14 protein-coding genes and 1 pseudogene are annotated in these 16,305 nt (G+C 62.8%); 9 read left to right on the top strand and 6 right to left on the bottom strand.

Annotated elements, in window-relative coordinates; translation table 11 throughout:
• Positions 1–26: 26 nt before the first annotated feature.
• From fliG to befA, 5 genes are all read right to left on the bottom strand, one after another.
• Positions 27–1,088: a flagellar motor switch protein FliG gene (gene fliG, locus AAHB08_RS00255; protein ID WP_139435536.1), complete on the bottom strand. Its 1,062-nt coding sequence runs from the start codon at positions 1,086–1,088 to the stop codon at positions 27–29.
• On the bottom strand, positions 1,081–2,787 hold the full coding sequence (fliF, locus tag AAHB08_RS00250) for a flagellar basal-body MS-ring/collar protein FliF (protein ID WP_342057764.1): 1,707 nt from the start codon (positions 2,785–2,787) through the stop codon (positions 1,081–1,083). The genes fliG and fliF overlap by 8 nt, the downstream gene beginning before the upstream one ends.
• Positions 2,788–2,840: 53 nt before the next feature.
• Positions 2,841–3,158 carry a flagellar hook-basal body complex protein FliE gene (gene fliE, locus AAHB08_RS00245; protein WP_342057763.1) on the bottom strand — a complete coding sequence of 106 codons (318 nt, stop codon included), beginning with the start codon at positions 3,156–3,158 and terminating at the stop codon, positions 2,841–2,843.
• A 125-nt stretch (positions 3,159–3,283) separates the two neighbouring features.
• The gene (locus AAHB08_RS00240; protein ID WP_342057762.1) at positions 3,284–3,634 is read right to left on the bottom strand and encodes a hypothetical protein; all 351 of its coding nucleotides are present in this window, start codon (positions 3,632–3,634) and stop codon (positions 3,284–3,286) included.
• A 149-nt stretch (positions 3,635–3,783) separates the two neighbouring features.
• Positions 3,784–4,560 (bottom strand): beta cell expansion factor BefA, encoded by a 777-nt coding sequence (befA, locus tag AAHB08_RS00235; protein WP_139435540.1) that lies wholly within the window; start codon positions 4,558–4,560, stop codon positions 3,784–3,786.
• Between the two features lie 293 nt (positions 4,561–4,853).
• Between befA and rimO (AAHB08_RS00230) the strand changes: the two genes are divergently transcribed.
• A complete protein-coding gene (gene rimO, locus AAHB08_RS00230) occupies positions 4,854–6,182 on the top strand; it encodes a 30S ribosomal protein S12 methylthiotransferase RimO (RefSeq protein ID WP_247625806.1) in 1,329 nt (442 codons plus the stop codon).
• Between the two features lie 134 nt (positions 6,183–6,316).
• Here the strand turns inward: rimO (AAHB08_RS00230) and AAHB08_RS00225 are convergent, their stop codons facing one another.
• The gene (locus tag AAHB08_RS00225; protein WP_342057761.1) at positions 6,317–6,811 is read right to left on the bottom strand and encodes a GNAT family N-acetyltransferase; all 495 of its coding nucleotides are present in this window, start codon (positions 6,809–6,811) and stop codon (positions 6,317–6,319) included.
• Between the two features lie 269 nt (positions 6,812–7,080).
• Here AAHB08_RS00225 and rimO (AAHB08_RS00220) point away from each other — a divergent pair.
• The 8 genes and pseudogenes from rimO (AAHB08_RS00220) to AAHB08_RS00185 all read left to right on the top strand — a co-directional run.
• Positions 7,081–7,287, top strand: a pseudogene (gene rimO, locus AAHB08_RS00220) (30S ribosomal protein S12 methylthiotransferase RimO); the annotation flags it as partial.
• 558 nt (positions 7,288–7,845) lie between these two features.
• Positions 7,846–9,531, top strand: coding sequence for an ABC transporter substrate-binding protein (locus tag AAHB08_RS00215; RefSeq protein WP_139435547.1), 1,686 nt, complete (start codon positions 7,846–7,848; stop codon positions 9,529–9,531).
• A gap of 117 nt (positions 9,532–9,648) precedes the next feature.
• Positions 9,649–10,632, top strand: a complete 984-nt coding sequence (locus AAHB08_RS00210; RefSeq protein WP_005331240.1) for an ABC transporter permease — start codon at positions 9,649–9,651, stop codon at positions 10,630–10,632.
• 1 nt (position 10,633) lies between these two features.
• Complete coding sequence (locus tag AAHB08_RS00205) at positions 10,634–11,548, top strand: ABC transporter permease (RefSeq protein ID WP_111910280.1); 915 nt, start codon at positions 10,634–10,636, stop codon at positions 11,546–11,548.
• Positions 11,545–12,567: an ABC transporter ATP-binding protein gene (locus AAHB08_RS00200; RefSeq protein ID WP_342057760.1), complete on the top strand. Its 1,023-nt coding sequence runs from the start codon at positions 11,545–11,547 to the stop codon at positions 12,565–12,567. Before AAHB08_RS00205 ends, AAHB08_RS00200 begins: the two co-directional genes overlap by 4 nt.
• Positions 12,568–12,578: 11 nt before the next feature.
• Positions 12,579–13,571, top strand: a complete 993-nt coding sequence (locus tag AAHB08_RS00195) for an ABC transporter ATP-binding protein (protein WP_139435555.1) — start codon at positions 12,579–12,581, stop codon at positions 13,569–13,571.
• A 100-nt stretch (positions 13,572–13,671) separates the two neighbouring features.
• Positions 13,672–15,387, top strand: coding sequence for a glycoside hydrolase family 9 protein (locus tag AAHB08_RS00190; RefSeq protein ID WP_342057759.1), 1,716 nt, complete (start codon positions 13,672–13,674; stop codon positions 15,385–15,387).
• Positions 15,380–16,252: a BadF/BadG/BcrA/BcrD ATPase family protein gene (locus AAHB08_RS00185; protein WP_342057758.1), complete on the top strand. Its 873-nt coding sequence runs from the start codon at positions 15,380–15,382 to the stop codon at positions 16,250–16,252. Before AAHB08_RS00190 ends, AAHB08_RS00185 begins: the two co-directional genes overlap by 8 nt.
• The last annotated feature ends 53 nt before the right edge of the window (positions 16,253–16,305 follow it).

Here is a 16,305-nt window from a genome sequence, read left to right as displayed (position 1 = left end):
TCATCGCACATTCCATTGCCCATGGCTTAGAGGAACTCTTCGCCACCACCGGCCCCCAGCATGATCTCGCCCGCGTCCGCCAGACGGCGCGCCGTGGAGAGGATCTCCTTCTGGGCGGCTTCCACCTCGGAGACCCGGATCGGCCCCATGGCCTCCAGATCGTCCGCCAGCATCTCGGCGGCCCGCTTGGACATGTTCTTGAACACCTTCTCGCGCATCTGGTCGTCCGACCCCTTGAGGGCCCGTTGCAGCAGATCCCCAGGCACTTCCCGCAGCAGGGTCTGGATACCCCGATCGTCCACGTCGATGAGGTTCTCGAACACGAACATCAAGTCCTGGATCTGCTGGCTCATCTCCTCGTCCGACTCGCGGATGGAGTCCATCAGCTGGCCTTCGATGTTGGTGTCCAGGTAGTTCATGATGTTGGCGGCCGCCTTGAGGCCACCCATCTTGGCCGCCTGGGCACCGGCCGCACCGGCGAACTGCTTCTCCATGATGTCGTTGAGCTCTTGCAGCGCCGCCGGTTGCACCTCTTCGAGGTTGGCGATACGCATCACCAGATCCAGCCGCACCTGCTCCGGGAACTGGCTCAATATTTCGGCGGACTGCTCCGGCTCCAGATAGGAGAGCACTATGGTCTGGATCTGCGGGTGCTCGTTCTGGATGATGCTGGCCACCTGGCGGGCATCCATCCACTTGAGGGAGTCGAGGCCGCGGGCGCCGGATCCCAGGATGATCTGATCCACCAGGTTGCTGGCCTTGTCCTCCCCGAGCGCCGCCACTAGGGCCTTGCGCACGAAGTCTTCGCTGCCGATACCGATGTTGGTGTATTTCTGGATGTCGTCGATAAATTGACGATGCACCGCCGCCACCCGGTCGTGACTGAAATCCGACATGGAGGCCATGGACATGCCGAGCCGCTGCACCTGCTTGGGCTCGAGGTGGCGGAAGATCTGGGCGGCATCCTCCTCGTTGAGGCTCAGCATCAAGACCGCCGCCATCTCCATCCCGCCCATCTGATCCAGGATCTGGCGCTGGCTTTCGGTGATGTCGTTACCGGTGACTTGGTTTTTCTTCTCTTCAGGCATCTCGGTTCGTTACCCATTCTTTGATGACCTGAGCGGCCAGGTCTGGTTCATTCGCTACCAAGGCGCGTACGGCCTTGAGCAGGTCCTCGTCACGGTGCAGATCAGGCAGCTTGAGCTGGCCATCCCGCAGGCCGAACACCGGCTCGGCCTCGGCCTGGGCCGCCAGCAGGCTCAGCTCGTCGTCGCCACCTAGCACGGTGTGGTTGTCGAAGTCCAGCTCCCCTTCCGGCTTGGCATCCGGGTAGAGCAGGCGCTTGAGCATGGGCCGCACCACGGTGACGATGAGCACTATGATGACCAGCACCGAGGCGGCGATGCGCACCGCGCGCCAGAACCAGGGCTGCTCGTAGATAGGCATGTCGGCCACGGCTTCCAGCTCGGGGCGGTTGAACGGAATGGCAACCACCTCCAGGGTATCTCCCCGGGTCACGTCAAAGCCGAGGCCGCCGCTCAGCAGACGGCGCAGGGTATCGAGCTCGGCCTGGCTGCGGGGATCGCGAGTGACGGCCCCCTCAGCACCGGGAGTGGCCTTGTAATCCACCGCCACCGACACCGTCATGCGGCGGATGCCGCCCTGCTGGCGCCGGATGTGGCTGACGGTAGTGTCCAGTTCGAAGTTGCGGGTCGCCTCCTTGCGGGAGCGGCCGGAAGAGCCGGTTCCCCCTTCAGCGCCGGCGGCCTGTTCGGGAATGCTGGAGGCGGCAGGGGGCTGATTGGTGAGTGCACCAGGCACGCCGCCATTGCTGCCATTGGCGCTGTTCTCTTCCACCGTCATCTCGGAGCGCACCGCAGGCAAGTCCGGATTGTAGGTCTTGCGGGTCTGCTCCTGCTGGGAGAAGTCGAGGGAGAGATCCACCTCGGCCGTATAGTTGTCGGCTCCCAGCACCGGGATCAGGATGGCGTCAATTTTTTGTTTGTATTCGAGCTCCTGCTTCTGCTGCATCGCAAACTCCTTGCGAGTCTGGGCAGAGAGCGGGTCTTGCGAGCCGGAGTTGAGCAGGCGACCGTTCTGATCGGTCACGGTAACGCGGGTCGGCTCCAGACCGTGCACGGCGGAGGCCACCATGTCGACGATGGAGTCCACTTCTCCCTGACCGAGGGCGCTGCCTCTCAGGCTCAGCACCACGGTGGCGCTCGGCTTGCGCTCGTTGCGGGCGAACACGTTGTCCTTGGGAATGGCCAGCAGCACCTGGGCCTTGGCCACGTTCTGGAACTGTTCGATGGCGCTGGCCAGCTGGCGCTCGCGGCTGAGCTTGAGGCGCTCGTTCTCCATGCGCTGGCTGACGCCGAAGCTGGAGTCCTTGAGCAGGATGGACTCGCCATCGTTGCTGACATCATTGTTGCCGGCCAGACCGGCACGGGTCAGGCCCAGCCGGATGTCCGCATATTTCTCGGCGCTGACCAGCACGCTCTTGCCCTCGACCTGATAGGGGATCTTCTGTTGATCCAGATAGTCGAGGGTGGAGACCAGCTCCTGGGTGCTGAAGGTGCCGAGCGGACGCATCTCCGGCTCCTTGCCCCACAAGAGGATGAAGACGGCGATGGCCAGACAGATGGTCAACCCCAGGATCAGGGTGATCTGCCGCAGCACGTCGGTGTTGGACAGGAAGCCCAGCGCCGAGCTCTTCTGCTCGTGCTCATCGAGGGCTGCCGCCCCGTCGTTGTTGATCAGCAGATCGCCGTTTTGATCAGTAGCCACGGTTTATGTCCTTATTGCTGACATCTTCATGATGCTCAGTCGCCATGGGTTTCTTATACCGGCATGTTCATGATGGTCTTGTAGGCATCGACCATCTTGTTACGCACCTGCACCGTCGCCTCGAAGGCGATGGAGGATTTCTGCCCGGCGATCATCACCTCGGACAGGTCCACCGACTTGTCACCCATGTCGAACCGGGTGCGCAGATCGTTGGCGCCACCCTGCAGCTCGTTGACGTTGTTGAGTGCCTGCTGCAGCATCTGACCAAAATCCGAATTGACCTGACGACCGGGCTGGGTCAGCGGCGTGGCACCGGCTTCGACCTTGAGTGCCTGCATCTCTTGCATCAGGCTGCTTGCGCTAATTTCCATCTTCCCTTCCCAGACAAATCATTGACACTGGCAAGCCTTAAGCAATTAGAGTGCCAAAAGGGAAGAGGGACTGGCCGCCAGCGCCAAGGGGCAGCCACAAGCAGGCCCCCTGGCCCCGGCTCATGTCACCCCAGCACCAGCTTCAGATAACCGAGATGCAGATCTCGGTGCTCGTCCGCTGGCAGCTTGACCAGCACCTCGTCGTGCAGGAAGCGCGCCTTCTCGGTGGCCTGCTCAGGGGCCACCAGGCCCACCTCCACCAGCCTGGCGACGATGGCCAGCGCCAGAGCCATGGTCGCCTCGTCCGCCCGTCCCCAGCCGAAGACGACCCCCTCAGCCGCCCCTTCCGCCAGGGGTGCGACCTCATCGCCATTGACCCAGAGGACCATGGGACTGCCCTCCTGCAGCCGCAGATAGATGCTCTGCCGCTCCCACTCCCGGCGCCGGTCCACGGCAGATTCAGATGCTTGGGTCATGCCACTCTCCTTGTTCAACGACTGTGTCTTGCTTTCGCCCATGAAAAAGAGGGCCGAAGGCCCCCTTTTTACTGCAAGTCACGTCATTTAAACAGGCAGTATTTCAACATGATAAAAGAAAAATACCGGATCGCTGCCAGGGACCTTCGTCACTTGTTCAGATCCTCATCAAGCCAGTATTTGGAACCCGAGATATTGGCATCGAGCAGCAGCCCCTTCTCCCCGATCTGGTAGATGGCCATGCCGCCATTGTACTTGGCGGTCAGCTCGGCACTCTCCTTGCCGGCCACGGCCCCCACTTCGGAGGTGGCCTCCCAGCCCTTGTTGACGAAGGCATCGAATCTGGCCTTGTCTTCAAACAGCACCACCTGCTGGTAGAACTTGCCCCCCATGCCAGCGGCCAGCCCGGCGCCAAACATCTTCATATAGGTGTGCTTGCCCGTCTTGCGATTGATGGCAACCCCGGAGCCCTGGTTGGTGTGCACCATCAGGGAGAACTTGCGCGAGTCGAACACCGCATAGCCATAGGCCTTGTCAAACAGCAGCTTGGCGGAGGGTTGCTCGTTGAACAGCCGTACCAGGGCGGTATCGGCCATGGTATCCAGGGCGGTTCTGGCCTCGGCGGGGGTCTTGGGCTCCAGCATGGTGTCGAGCTTCTTGTCGGCGGCCGTCAACCACTCCTTGCCGGTGGCGGCACTCTCTTCTGTCCAGGCGCCCGCCTTGTTGTAGGCATCGGCTCCCCAGGTGGAGACAGACTCCCAGGTCGCCTTGGAGAAGTCGGTGATCCCCTGCCAGGCTTCCTTGCTGGTGTCGCTCACCGCGGTGCCAAGCTCGGAGGCCGCTTCCTTCAATTTCGCCCAGTCGGCATGGCTGGGGCCAGATGCAAGTGCCAGGACGGCGGCAATCAACCAGGATCGGCTCTTCATTGTGTGCTCCTTTAATATCCCATCAGCGGACATGTCACCCTATCAGATTTAAGACTACTCAAAGAAGTCCTGAGTGCCTGTCCCCTCCAGCGGGTCAACCAGGGCCAGGCTTCCCCGGCGGCGAGGAGACGGCGGCTGTGCCCTCATGAGCGGGCACAGCCTCCCTGACGGCAAGGGACAAAAGCTGACCGTAAATATTGTTCGGCCTGACAACCTCGGTTGTATAGTTTTTGGTTAGCCATTCCGGTAAAATCCGCGCCCTTGAATAAGAGCCACCTAAGAGTGATTGAGCGATGTCCAACACAAAACAGGCCCCCAAAGTAGGATTCGTCTCCTTGGGTTGCCCCAAAAATCTGGTCGATTCCGAGCGTATCCTGACCCAGCTGCGTACCGAAGGGTACGATGTGGTGCCCAGCTATGACGATGCGGAGCTGGTGGTGGTCAACACCTGCGGCTTCATCGACAGCGCGGTACAGGAGTCGCTGGAAGCCATCGGCGAGGCCCTGGCCGAAAACGGCAAGGTGATAGTCACCGGCTGCCTCGGCGCCAAAGAGAACCAGATCCGCGAGATCCACCCCAAGGTGCTCGAGATCACCGGCCCCCACGCCTATGAAGAGGTGCTGGGCCACGTTCACAAGTACGTGGAGAAGCCGACCCACAACCCCTTCACCAGCCTGGTGCCGGCCCACGGCGTCAAGCTGACTCCCCGTCACTACGCCTATCTCAAGATCTCCGAGGGCTGCAACCACCGCTGCACCTTCTGCATCATCCCCTCCATGCGCGGGGATCTGGTGAGCCGCCCCATCGGCGAGGTACTGGCCGAGGCCAAGCGCCTGAAAGAGGCCGGCGTCAAAGAGATACTGGTGATCTCCCAGGACACCTCCGCCTACGGCGTGGACGTCAAGCACCGCACCGGTTTCTACGACGGCATGCCGGTCAAGACCAGCATGGTCGCCCTGTGCGAAGAGCTGGCCAAGCTCGACATCTGGGTGCGCCTGCACTACGTCTACCCCTATCCCCACGTGGATGACGTCATCCCGCTGATGCGCGACGGCAAGGTACTGCCCTACCTGGACATTCCGCTGCAACACGCCAGCCCGCGCATCCTCAAGCTGATGAAGCGCCCGGGTACCGTCGAGCGCACCCTGGAGCGCATCCAGAAGTGGCGCGAGATCTGCCCCGAGATCACCCTGCGCTCCACCTTCATCGTCGGCTTCCCCGGCGAGACCGAAGAAGAGTTCCAGATGCTGCTGGACTTCATCGACAAGGCTGAACTGGACAGGGTTGGCTGCTTCAAATACAGCCCGGTCGAGGGCGCCAAGGCCAACGAGCTGCCGGATCCTGTGCCGGAAGAGGTCCAGGAAGAGCGTTTCCAGCGCTTCATGGAGCTGCAGCAACAGGTCTCCGTTCGCAAGCTGGCCCGCAAGGTCGGCAAGGAGATGACAGTGCTGATCGACGAAGTGGACGAAGAGGGCGCCACCGGCCGCTCCTTCGCCGACGCCCCCGAGATCGACGGTCTGGTCTACCTGAACGGTGAAACCGGCCTCAAACCCGGCGACATGGTCAAGGTCCGCATAGACGAAGCGGACGAGTACGACCTGTGGGCCAGCCTGATAGGTTAAGTCCGCAGTTCATGATGGCGCCTGCCCGGCAGGCGCCAATAAAAAAGCCAGTCAGTGGCCCTGACTGGCTTTTTTATTGGTAGCACCGATAGGTTTTGCGCGCTGAAGCGGGGCGCACGCTGCTGCGCCTGGCGTCACCGGGTCAGCGCTTCTGACGAGGGCGAGAGGCCGGTATCCGCCACCATCACCAGAACATGAAGGCCTTTATAATGGACCTCCTCAAGGGCCTTGAAACCATGGCGGCAATAAACGCCACCGCTCAGGTTCTCGGTTTGCAAGTACAGCTTGCTGATCCCCGCCCCGCGGGCACGGCTGAGGATCTCTGTTACCAGCAAGGAGGCGACCCCCTGCCCGCGTGCTTTTTCAACGACATAGACCCCACCTAACCAATACTCGTACTCGGGAAACATCGCCATTTCGCGGATCTTGAGCTCGGCAGCCCCCACCCATTCACCGGCCAGGCGGGCCAGTACCATCAGCGGAGCCCGGTCGACCTGGGTGGCCGCCGTGACCTTGGCCAGCACCTGCTCTTGAGTGCAGCGACCACTGTCGCGGCACCATTCGTCAAAATACCATGAGGCAACCACGCCTGCGGCAGATGGCTCATCAGCCAGTAACAACAACTCCATAAAGCCTCTTTTGCGTATGACCCCTGACCGGCTGGGGAAGGATGAACACGGCGAGGCGAAACCCAGGGTCGCACCCGCGAGCGGCGGCCTCGCCAGCAGCTAGGCTCCGAGACCGGCATGCTCTAGACAAGGTTATCGAATGGATATCATAACCAGCCAGGGAGTGGAAGGGGTCGGGAGCCAAGGCGCACTTTCCCGCCATGACCCAGCAACCGGTCTGCAGCTGGCGTGGCAGACTGGTCGGGGGGAAGGTGGTCTTGGCCTGCGGCTTCGTCGACAAGGTGGAGCTGGACTGCGTTGGCTGCTTCAAATACAGCCCGGTCGAGGGCGCCACCGGCCGCTCCTTCGCCGACGCCCCCGAGATCGACGGCCTGGTCTACCTGAACGGTGAAACCGATCTGAAGCCCGGCGATCTCGTCAAGGTCCGCATCGACGAGGCGGACAAGTACGACCTGTGGGCCAGCCTGGTCAACTAATCCGCCAACGGATGTGACACCCGAAGCCAGTCAGTGACTGCTGACTGGCTTTTTTATTGCCAGCAAGCCACCTGCGCGCCCCCCCTCGGCAGCCTGCACCGGCTCCTTCTGCAAGAGGGAGGCCGCTAGCCATCACCCGACTCACCGGGAGATGCCCCCTTAGTGAGCCAGCGCACAGTTCTGCCCCGCCCCCAGGTTCGCTTGTTTCAAGCTCAAAAAAAAGCCACTGAAGGGGCGCAAAAACGAGCACGATCCACTTCACACTATCGTCTTTGAATTGTCATAAAGGGTGACTTGGTACTTTGTGAGAATTAATGCAACTGTATAATTTAAAAGGATTAAAAATAGAGTTTGACGATAATGACGAGAGAGTGCGAGTTTTTACGATATCGACGAAATGAAGAGTTGTTGTTTTCCTGTTAACTCTGCTTTTCTAAGGGCGTTGGATGACACAACTACAAGGGTGCAAAACCTGACCAACATTGAGGGCCGGCATCCAAGCATGGGATCCGGTGCTCCATTCCAAAACCATGGAAGACCAATAAGAAAGGAAAAAATATGCTTGCCAAAGTATCCAAAATCGCTACCTCAGTCATGCTGGGAACCCTGATGCTCGCCGGCACCGCCGGCACTGCCATGGCCGCCGAGAACAAGACGGTGCTGACCCTGGTCGCGCAACAGGAGACCGCATGGGTCAAGAACTTCAACCCCTTCCTGCAGGCCGGTCTGCTGCACACCACCCGTCACTTCATCTACGAGCCGCTGGTGATCTTCAACGATATGCAGGGTGGCAAACCCGTCTATCGTCTGGCCACCAACTATGCCTTCAGCGATGACCTGAAGTCGGTCACCTTTGACCTGCGCGAAGGGGTCAAGTGGTCCGATGGTGAAGCCTTCACCGCCGACGACATCCTCTTCTCCTTCAACCTGGTCAAGGCCAACAAGGCGCTGGACGAGCGCTCCATCTGGACTCAGATCAAGGGTGTCGAGAAGCTGGGTGAGCACAAGGTCAAATTCGACCTGGCCGAGGTCAACACCAACGTGGTGAACGACCTGGTGCTGGTGCCTATCGTCCCCGAGCATCAGTGGAAGTCAGTGAAAGACCCGGTTGCCTTCACCAACGACAAGCCGGTCGGCACTGGTCCCTTCACCGAAGTGGACAACTTCTCCGCCCAGCTCTATACCCAGTGCCGCAACCCGCACTACTGGGACAACGCCAACCTCGCCATCGACTGCCTGCGCATGCCGCAGATGGCCACCAACGACCAGGTACTGGCTGCCGTCATGAAGGGTGACGTGGACTGGTTCGGTTCCTTCGTGCCGGACATCGAGCGCCTCTACGTCGGCAACGATCCCAAGAACAACAAGTACTGGTTCCCGGCCTCCGGTACCGTGGCGTTCAACGTCAACTTCCAGAGCAAGAACCCGGGCAATAACGAAGCCTTCAACGACATCAACTTCCGCCGCGCCTTCTCCATGGCGATGGACCGCCAGTCCATGGTGGACATCGCAGGCTACGGCTATCCGACCGTCAACGAATACCCGTCGGGTCTGGGCAAGGCATTCGCCTCCTGGGACAACCCGGAAGTCGAGAAGAAATACGGCAAATACAACAAGTTCGATCTGGAAGGTGCCAAGGCACTGCTGAAGGAAGCGGGCTACAAGGACTGTGACGGCGACAAGTTCCTCGACACCCCGAGCTGCAAGAAGATCGAGTTCAAGGTGCTGGTACCGAACGGCTGGACCGACTGGGTCAACACAGTCCAGATCGGGGTCGAAGGCCTGCAGGCCCTGGGCCTGAACGCCAAGACCTCCACCCCGGAAGCCACCGTCTGGACCGAGAACCTGATCACAGGTGACTTCGACGTCGCCCTGCAGGGTTACTTTGCCGGTGCCAACCCGCACAAGTACTTCGAGACCGCCTTCCACTCCCGCAACATGGGTGAGCGCGGCAACCGCTTCGCGGCGCCCCGTTACAAGGATCCCGAACTCGACAAGCTGATCGATGACTTCACCCAGACCGCCGATGCGGCCAAGCAGAAGGAGATCATGTTTGCCATCCAGGAGCGCGTCGGGGCCAACCAGACCATCATCCCGGTGTTCAACAACCCGACCTGGTACGAATACAGCACCAAGCGCTTCAATGGCTGGTTCAGTGCCGACAACCCGGTCGCCAAGCCGCAGGTACACCCGGACACCCCGGAGCGTCTGCTGCACGTGTTGTCACTCAAGCCAAACAGCTAATCACCTCGGCCCCCTGCGGGGGGCCTCTTTCCCCGCCATGTCTTCCATCCCCCGTCTTTGTCGGGGTTGGGGGAGCTTTGCCCGGCGCGGGGCAGGCTTGCAGTAAAAGGTATCACCATGGGATTTATACTAAGACGCTTCTCCTTCTATCTGGTCGCCTTCCTGGTGGCCGCCACCATCAACTTCCTGCTGCCCAGAGCCATGCCCGGAGATCCCGTCTCCGTCATGTTCGCCCGGGCCGGCGCCATGATGGAACCTGCCGCCCTCGAGGCCCTCAAGGCCACCTTCGGGTTCGTTGACGGTCCCATCACCACCCAGTTTCTCGCCTATGTGAAGAGTGTCTTCACCTGGGATCTCGGCACCTCGGTGCGCTACTACCCCCAACCGGTCGCCGACGTGCTCGGTCGCGCCATCGGCTGGACCCTGTTCCTGGTGGGCACCTCCACCATTCTGAGCTTCTCCATCGGCTCCATCGTCGGCATCTTCGCCGCCTGGTACCGGGGGGGACGCATGGACAGCATCCTCTCCCCGCTCACCCTGGTGATGCAGGCCATTCCCCCCGTGGTGGTCTCCCTGCTCGCCCTGTTCCTGTTCGGGGTCAGCCTCGGCTGGCTGCCCATCGGCTACGCCTACAGCCCGGAGATCACCGCCGACTTCGGCTGGGAACACATCAAGAGCATCATGCTGCACGCCATCATGCCGGTGGGCACCCTGGCCATGGTGCAGGTGGGGGGCTTCCTCATCACCATGCGCAACAACATGATCAACCTGCTCGGCGAGGACTACATCACCATGGCCAAGGCCAAGGGGCTCTCCAGCAACAGGGTCATCTTCAACTACGGCGCCCGCAACGCCGTGCTGCCCAGCGTCACCGCCCTCTCCATGGCACTCGGCTTCGTCATCGGCGGCTCCCTCATCACAGAGGTGATCTTCAACTACCCCGGCCTGGGACTGACCCTCTATCAGGGCATCCTGGCCCGCGACTACCCGCTCATTCAGGGGCAACTGCTCATCATGACCATCACCATGCTCAGCTTCAACTTCCTGGCGGACGTGCTCTATGTCTTCCTGGATCCCCGTCTGCGTACAGGAGGCAAATAAGATGCGTATGCCGACTATTCTGAAAATCCTGCTGGGCAACAAGAAGGCGGCCTTCGGCCTCGCCATCGTGGTCACCTTCGTGCTGATGGCCCTGTTTGCCCCGCTGCTCGCCAGCAACGAGCCCACCAAGCGGGTCGCCCGCCCCCACCAGCCCCCCAGCGTGGAGCTGGTGATGGGATCCAACCGCATGGGCCACGATCTCTGGGCCCAGTTCACCAGCGGCGCCCGCATCTCCCTGATGGTGGGCTTCGGGGCAGGCCTGCTGGTCTGCGCCCTCGCCATCGGCATCGGCATCACAGCCGGTTACTTCGGCGGCGTAGTGGACGAGTGCCTCACCTTCCTGATGAACGTGGTGCTGGTGATCCCCAACCTCCCTTTATTACTGGTGCTCGCGAGCTTTATCGGGGAGGCGTCACCGACGGTGATTGCGCTCATCATAGGCTTTACCTCCTGGGCCTATGGCGCCCGGGTGATCCGTGCCCAGACCCTGGCGCTGCGGGAGAAAGAGTTCGTCATCGCCGCCGAGGTGCTGGGGGAGCCGGCCTGGCGCATCATCCTGGTGGAGATACTGCCCAACCTCATCTCCATCATAGGGGTGAGCTTCATCGGCTCCATCATCTACGCCATCGTCACCGAGGCGACCCTGGAGTTCCTGGGACTGGGTGATCCCACCGTGGTCAGCTGGGGCATCATGCTCTACAACGCCCAGACCTCCAGCGCCATCCTGGTCGGCGCCTGGTGGGAGATCCTGGCCCCCTGCTTCGCCATCGCCACTCTGGGGGCGGGCCTGGCCATGCTCAACTTCGCCATCGACGAGATAGCGAACCCGCAACTGCGCTCTCACAAGGGCCTGCGCCGCTGGAAACAGCTCGCCGCCCCCGTCACCCCCATTGCCGCCCAGGAGAAGACAGCATGAGCTTGCAACAACCCCTGCTGTCGGTGCGCAACCTCTGCGTCGACTACATCACAGAGAGCGGCGACGTGCGCGCCGTCAACTCCGTCAGCTTTGACATCGCCCCCGGCGAAGTCTTCGGCCTAGCCGGCGAGTCCGGCTGCGGCAAGTCCACGGTCGCCTTCTCGGTGGCCCGGCTGCACAAGCCGCCCGCCTACATCAGTGGCGGCGAGATCCTGTTCAAGGGGGAGAACATCCTCGGCTTTGACGACGAGCGGCTGCGCAGCTACCGCTGGCGCCAGGCGAGCGTGGTGTTCCAGTCCGCCATGAATGCGCTCAACCCCGTGCTGCGCATGGAGGAGCAGTTCTGCGACGTGCTGCTGGCCCACAACCCCGGCATGACCCGCTACGAGGCGATCAAGCGCGCCCAGGAGCTGCTGGAGATAGTCGACATCCACCCGAGCCGGCTCAAGGACTACCCGCACCAGTTCTCCGGCGGCATGCGCCAGCGACTGGTGATCGCCATCGCCATGGCGCTCAACCCCGAGCTGCTCATCATGGATGAGCCCACCACGGCGCTGGATGTGGTGGTGCAGCGGGAGATACTGCAGAAGGTCTACGCCCTCAAGGCGAAGTTCAACTTCTCCATTCTCTTCATCACCCACGATCTCTCCCTCATGGTCGAGTTCTGCGATCGCATCGGCATCATGTATGCGGGGGAGCTGGTGGAGGTGGCGCCGTCCAAGTCAATTCTGACCGCCCCATTGCACCCCTACACCCGGGGGCTCGGCAACTCCTTCCCCCCCCTGCACGGCCCGAAAACCGTGCTGGAGGGGATCCCCGGCACCCCGCTCAACCTGCTGGAGGTGCCGGTCGGCTGCCGCTTCCAGGCCCGCTGCGGCAAGGTGCACGAACGCTGCCGCCAGGAATATACCCAGCTGGCCGAGATCCGGCCCGGGCAGCAGGCCGCCTGCCACCTCTATGACTCGGCCGAGGAATCCCTGAACCACCCCATCTATCTGGACAAGGCCGCTGGCTGTTAAGGATGTCTGTCATGCAAATCGCCCAAACCGACGCGCCCATCATCGAAGTCCAGCATCTCTACAAGGACTTCGCCGTCAACTCCAATGCCATCAAGAGCGGCAAGATGCGGGCCCTCTCCGACATCACCTTCAACCTGCACCGGGGCCGCGCCCTGGCGGTGGTGGGGGAGTCGGGCTCCGGCAAGAGCACCATCGCCAAGATCATCGCCAAGATGTACAAGCTCTCCAACGGCCGCATCCTCTACCGGGGCCGGGATCTGGAGGAGTTCAACAAGGGTACCGCCCTGCTGGACTATCGCCAGAGCGTGCAGATGGTGTGGCAGGATCCGTTCGGTTCATTGAATCCGACCCACACCATCTACCACCACATCGCCCGCCCCCTGCTGCTGCACAGCAAGGTGAGCGACAAGCGGGAGCTGCCCGACATGGTCTATGCCCTGCTGGAGAAAGTGGGGCTGACCCCGGCCAAGGCGACGGCGGCCAAGTATCCCCACCAGCTCTCCGGCGGCCAGCGCCAGCGGGTCAATATCGCCCGCAACCTGGCGGTGGAGGCGGAAGTGGTGCTGGCGGACGAGCCCACCTCCATGCTCGACGTCTCCATTCGCATCGGCATCCTCAACCTGATGGAGCAGATGAAGAACGAGCTCGGCGTCTCCATGCTTTACATCACCCACGACATCGCCACCGCCCGCTACGTGGCCGAAGACTTGGCGGTGATGTACGTGGGGCACATGGTGGAGTGGGGGGAGGTGGACGAGATACTGCACCACCCCCAGCACCCCTACACCCAGCTGCTCATCTCGGCGGTGCCCGATCCCGAGAAGAGCATCCACGCCGAGCTGGAGGGGGGCCGCAAGGGGGAGATACCGCTCTGGACCCCAGAATCCCGGGGCTGCCCCTTCGCCGGTCGCTGCCATCAGGCCATGGCGCGCTGCAAGGAGAGCCTGCCTCCCGTGACCCGGCTTGCCGACAACCACTTCGTGCGCTGCTACCTGCACGAATAAGCCAGCCCCCATGCCGGGGCGGCCTTACCGGCCCGCGACACCTTCACCCGGGCCTCTTCGCGAGGCCCCTTCATTGCCCCAGACCAGGGAGTAAAGCTGGATGGAACTCTTGATCAATCAGGTGGGTTACGAGTGTGACGGACACAAGATTGCCCTGCTGCAGACCGCCGCCGACGTGGAGATAAGCGGCCTGGTGCGACTGCGCCGCCTCCATGATGACCGCCTCCTGCTGGAGCTTCCTCTCCAGGCCGCAGGCCAGGTGCCCGGCTGGCAGGGGCGCGCTTACTGGCGCGCCGACTTCTCCGCATTCAAGGAGTCCGGCCACTACCGGCTGGAGGCGATAACAGCCCAGGGCATAGTCCGCTCCACCCGCTTCGCCATCGGTCAGGATCTGCTGGCCAGCCGCTGCCTCTCCGATGTCATTCACTACTTCAAGGGGCAGCGCGCCAGCGGCTCCTTCGATCGAGCCGACCGCAGCGCCCGCCTGTTTGGCACCGACCGGCACAAGGATGTGCACGGGGGCTGGTTCGATGCCAGCGGCGACATGAGCAAGTACCTGAGCCACCTATCCTACGCCAACTACCTCAATCCCCAGCAGACTCCATTGGTGGTGTGGAGTCTGCTCAAGAGCCGGGCGCTCCTGGCGACGCGCCGGGACATCGACGGGCTGAACCTCTGCAAGCGGCTCAGTGACGAGGGGCTGCACGGGGCGGATTTTCTCTGCCGGATGCAAGATGAGAGCGGCTTCTTCTACATGACACTGTTCGACAAGTGGAGCAAGGATCCCGAGCAGCGCGAGCTGTGCGCCTACGCCACCCAGCAGGGGCTCAAATCCGCCAACTGGCAGGCGGGCTTTCGCCAGGGGGGCGGCATGGCCATCGCCGCCCTGGCCCGGGCAGCCCGCGAGCAGACCGGCGGCGACTTTGATACCAGCCACTATGCCGGGGCGGCCAGGCGCGGCTACCTGCACCTGCGCGAACACAACCTCGCCTACCTGGACGACGGTTGCGAGAACATCATAGACGACTACTGCGCCCTGCTGGCGGCGGTGGAGCTGACCCAGACCCTTGGCCGCGACTGGCTCGGGGAGGCAAGGGACAGGGCCGGCAGGCTCTGCGCCCGCCAGCGCCCCCACCCCGAGCTCGGCCACTACTGGAGTGCCAACGACAACGGCTCGCGCCCTTACTACCACGCCGCCGAGGCGGGTCTGCCGGTGCTGGCCCTGCTGGAATACCTGGGGGTCGAGCCGGATCAGGAGCGCCGCGCCCGGGTGAGTGCCGTGGTGCAGCAGGCGCTGGCCGCCGAGCTGGCCCTCGCCGCCCGGACGGGCAACCCCTTCGCCCTGGCCCGCCAATATGTGAAGGGGGTCGACGAAGCCCCCCGCATCAGCTTCTTTATGCCCCACCACAACGAGTCCGGTTACTGGTGGCAGGGGGAGAACGCCCGGCTGGCCTCCCTGGCCGCCATGGCCTTCGCCGCGGCTCGCCACTTCCCCCAGCAGAGCGCACTCCTGATGACGTTCGGCCAGCGCCAGCTCGACTGGATCCTCGGACAAAACCCGTTCAACGCCTGCATGCTGGCGGGTCACGGCATCAACAACCCGAGCTACACCGCCGGTTATCCCAATGCACCCGGGGGGATCTGCAACGGCATCACCGCCGGGTTCGATGACGAGAATGATGTGACCTTTATCCCGGAGGCGTACAAGGAAAGGCTGGATCAGAACTGGCGCTGGGGGGAGCAGTGGATCCCCCACGGCGCCTGGTTTGCCCTGGCCATCAGCTGGCAGAGTGCGCCGGAGGCCCGTCATGATTGAGTATTGGGTCGGGGTCGATGGCGGGGGGACTCACACCCGCGCCCGCATTCGGGACAAGGGGGGAAGAGTGCTGGGAGAGGGGCGCGCCGCGGGCTCCAACCTGGAGCTCGGCATCCCCCTCGCCCACGCCAACGTGCTGGCGGCCATCGCCAGCGCCCGCCTTGCCGCCGGGCTTGGCATCGAGTGCGAACAGCGGATGGGGGTGGGGCTGGCGCTCGCCTCCGCCGAGCTGGCCGACTGCTACCACGCCCTGCTTAAGATGCCCTTCCCCTTCGCGAGCGTCAGGCTCACCTCCGACGCCTTCGGCGCCTGCCTCGGCGCCTTTGGTGGCCGCGAGGGAGCCATCCTCATCGCCGGCACAGGGTCCGCCGGGCTCATCTACCGCCATGGTCAGCTGCATAGCTGCTCAGGGCGCGGCTTTCCCATCTCGGATCTCGGCAGCGGCGCCTGGCTCGGGCTGCGCGCCATCCAGCAATCCCTGCTCTGCCACGACGGCATCCTGCCTCCCAGCCTGCTCGCCGTGCGCCTGCTCGATCACTTCAAGCGGGATCAGGCCGAGGTGGTGCGCTGGGCCGCCCGCGCCATTCCCGCCGACTATGGCCGCTTCTCCCCCTGGGTGTTCGACGCCGCCAGCGACGGAGACGAGCTCGCCAACCAGCTGCTGGATGAAACCTGCGCCCAGTTGCAGACCCTGCTGGAGGGCATGAGGCTGCTGGGAGCCGACCGCATCGCCCTGCTGGGCGGCGTCGGCATGCGCCTGGCCCCTCGCCTGGGGCACCTCAACCTGGTTCACCCGCAAGCCGATGCGCTGGAAGGCGCCATCCTGTTTGCCCAATCGGAGGCCTACCCATGTCTGCATCCCTGAACCTGCCCCCATCCACCCCACCCCAAAGTGCGGGCCTGACCCCGGTCTGCCCG

It is taken from the genome of Aeromonas sp. OTU364, from assembly GCF_038440395.1.
Classification (GTDB): Bacteria; Pseudomonadota; Gammaproteobacteria; order Enterobacterales; family Aeromonadaceae; genus Aeromonas.
The sequence above is the reverse complement of the archived record's forward strand: the minus strand, read 5'-3'. Positions and strand labels throughout refer to the sequence as shown.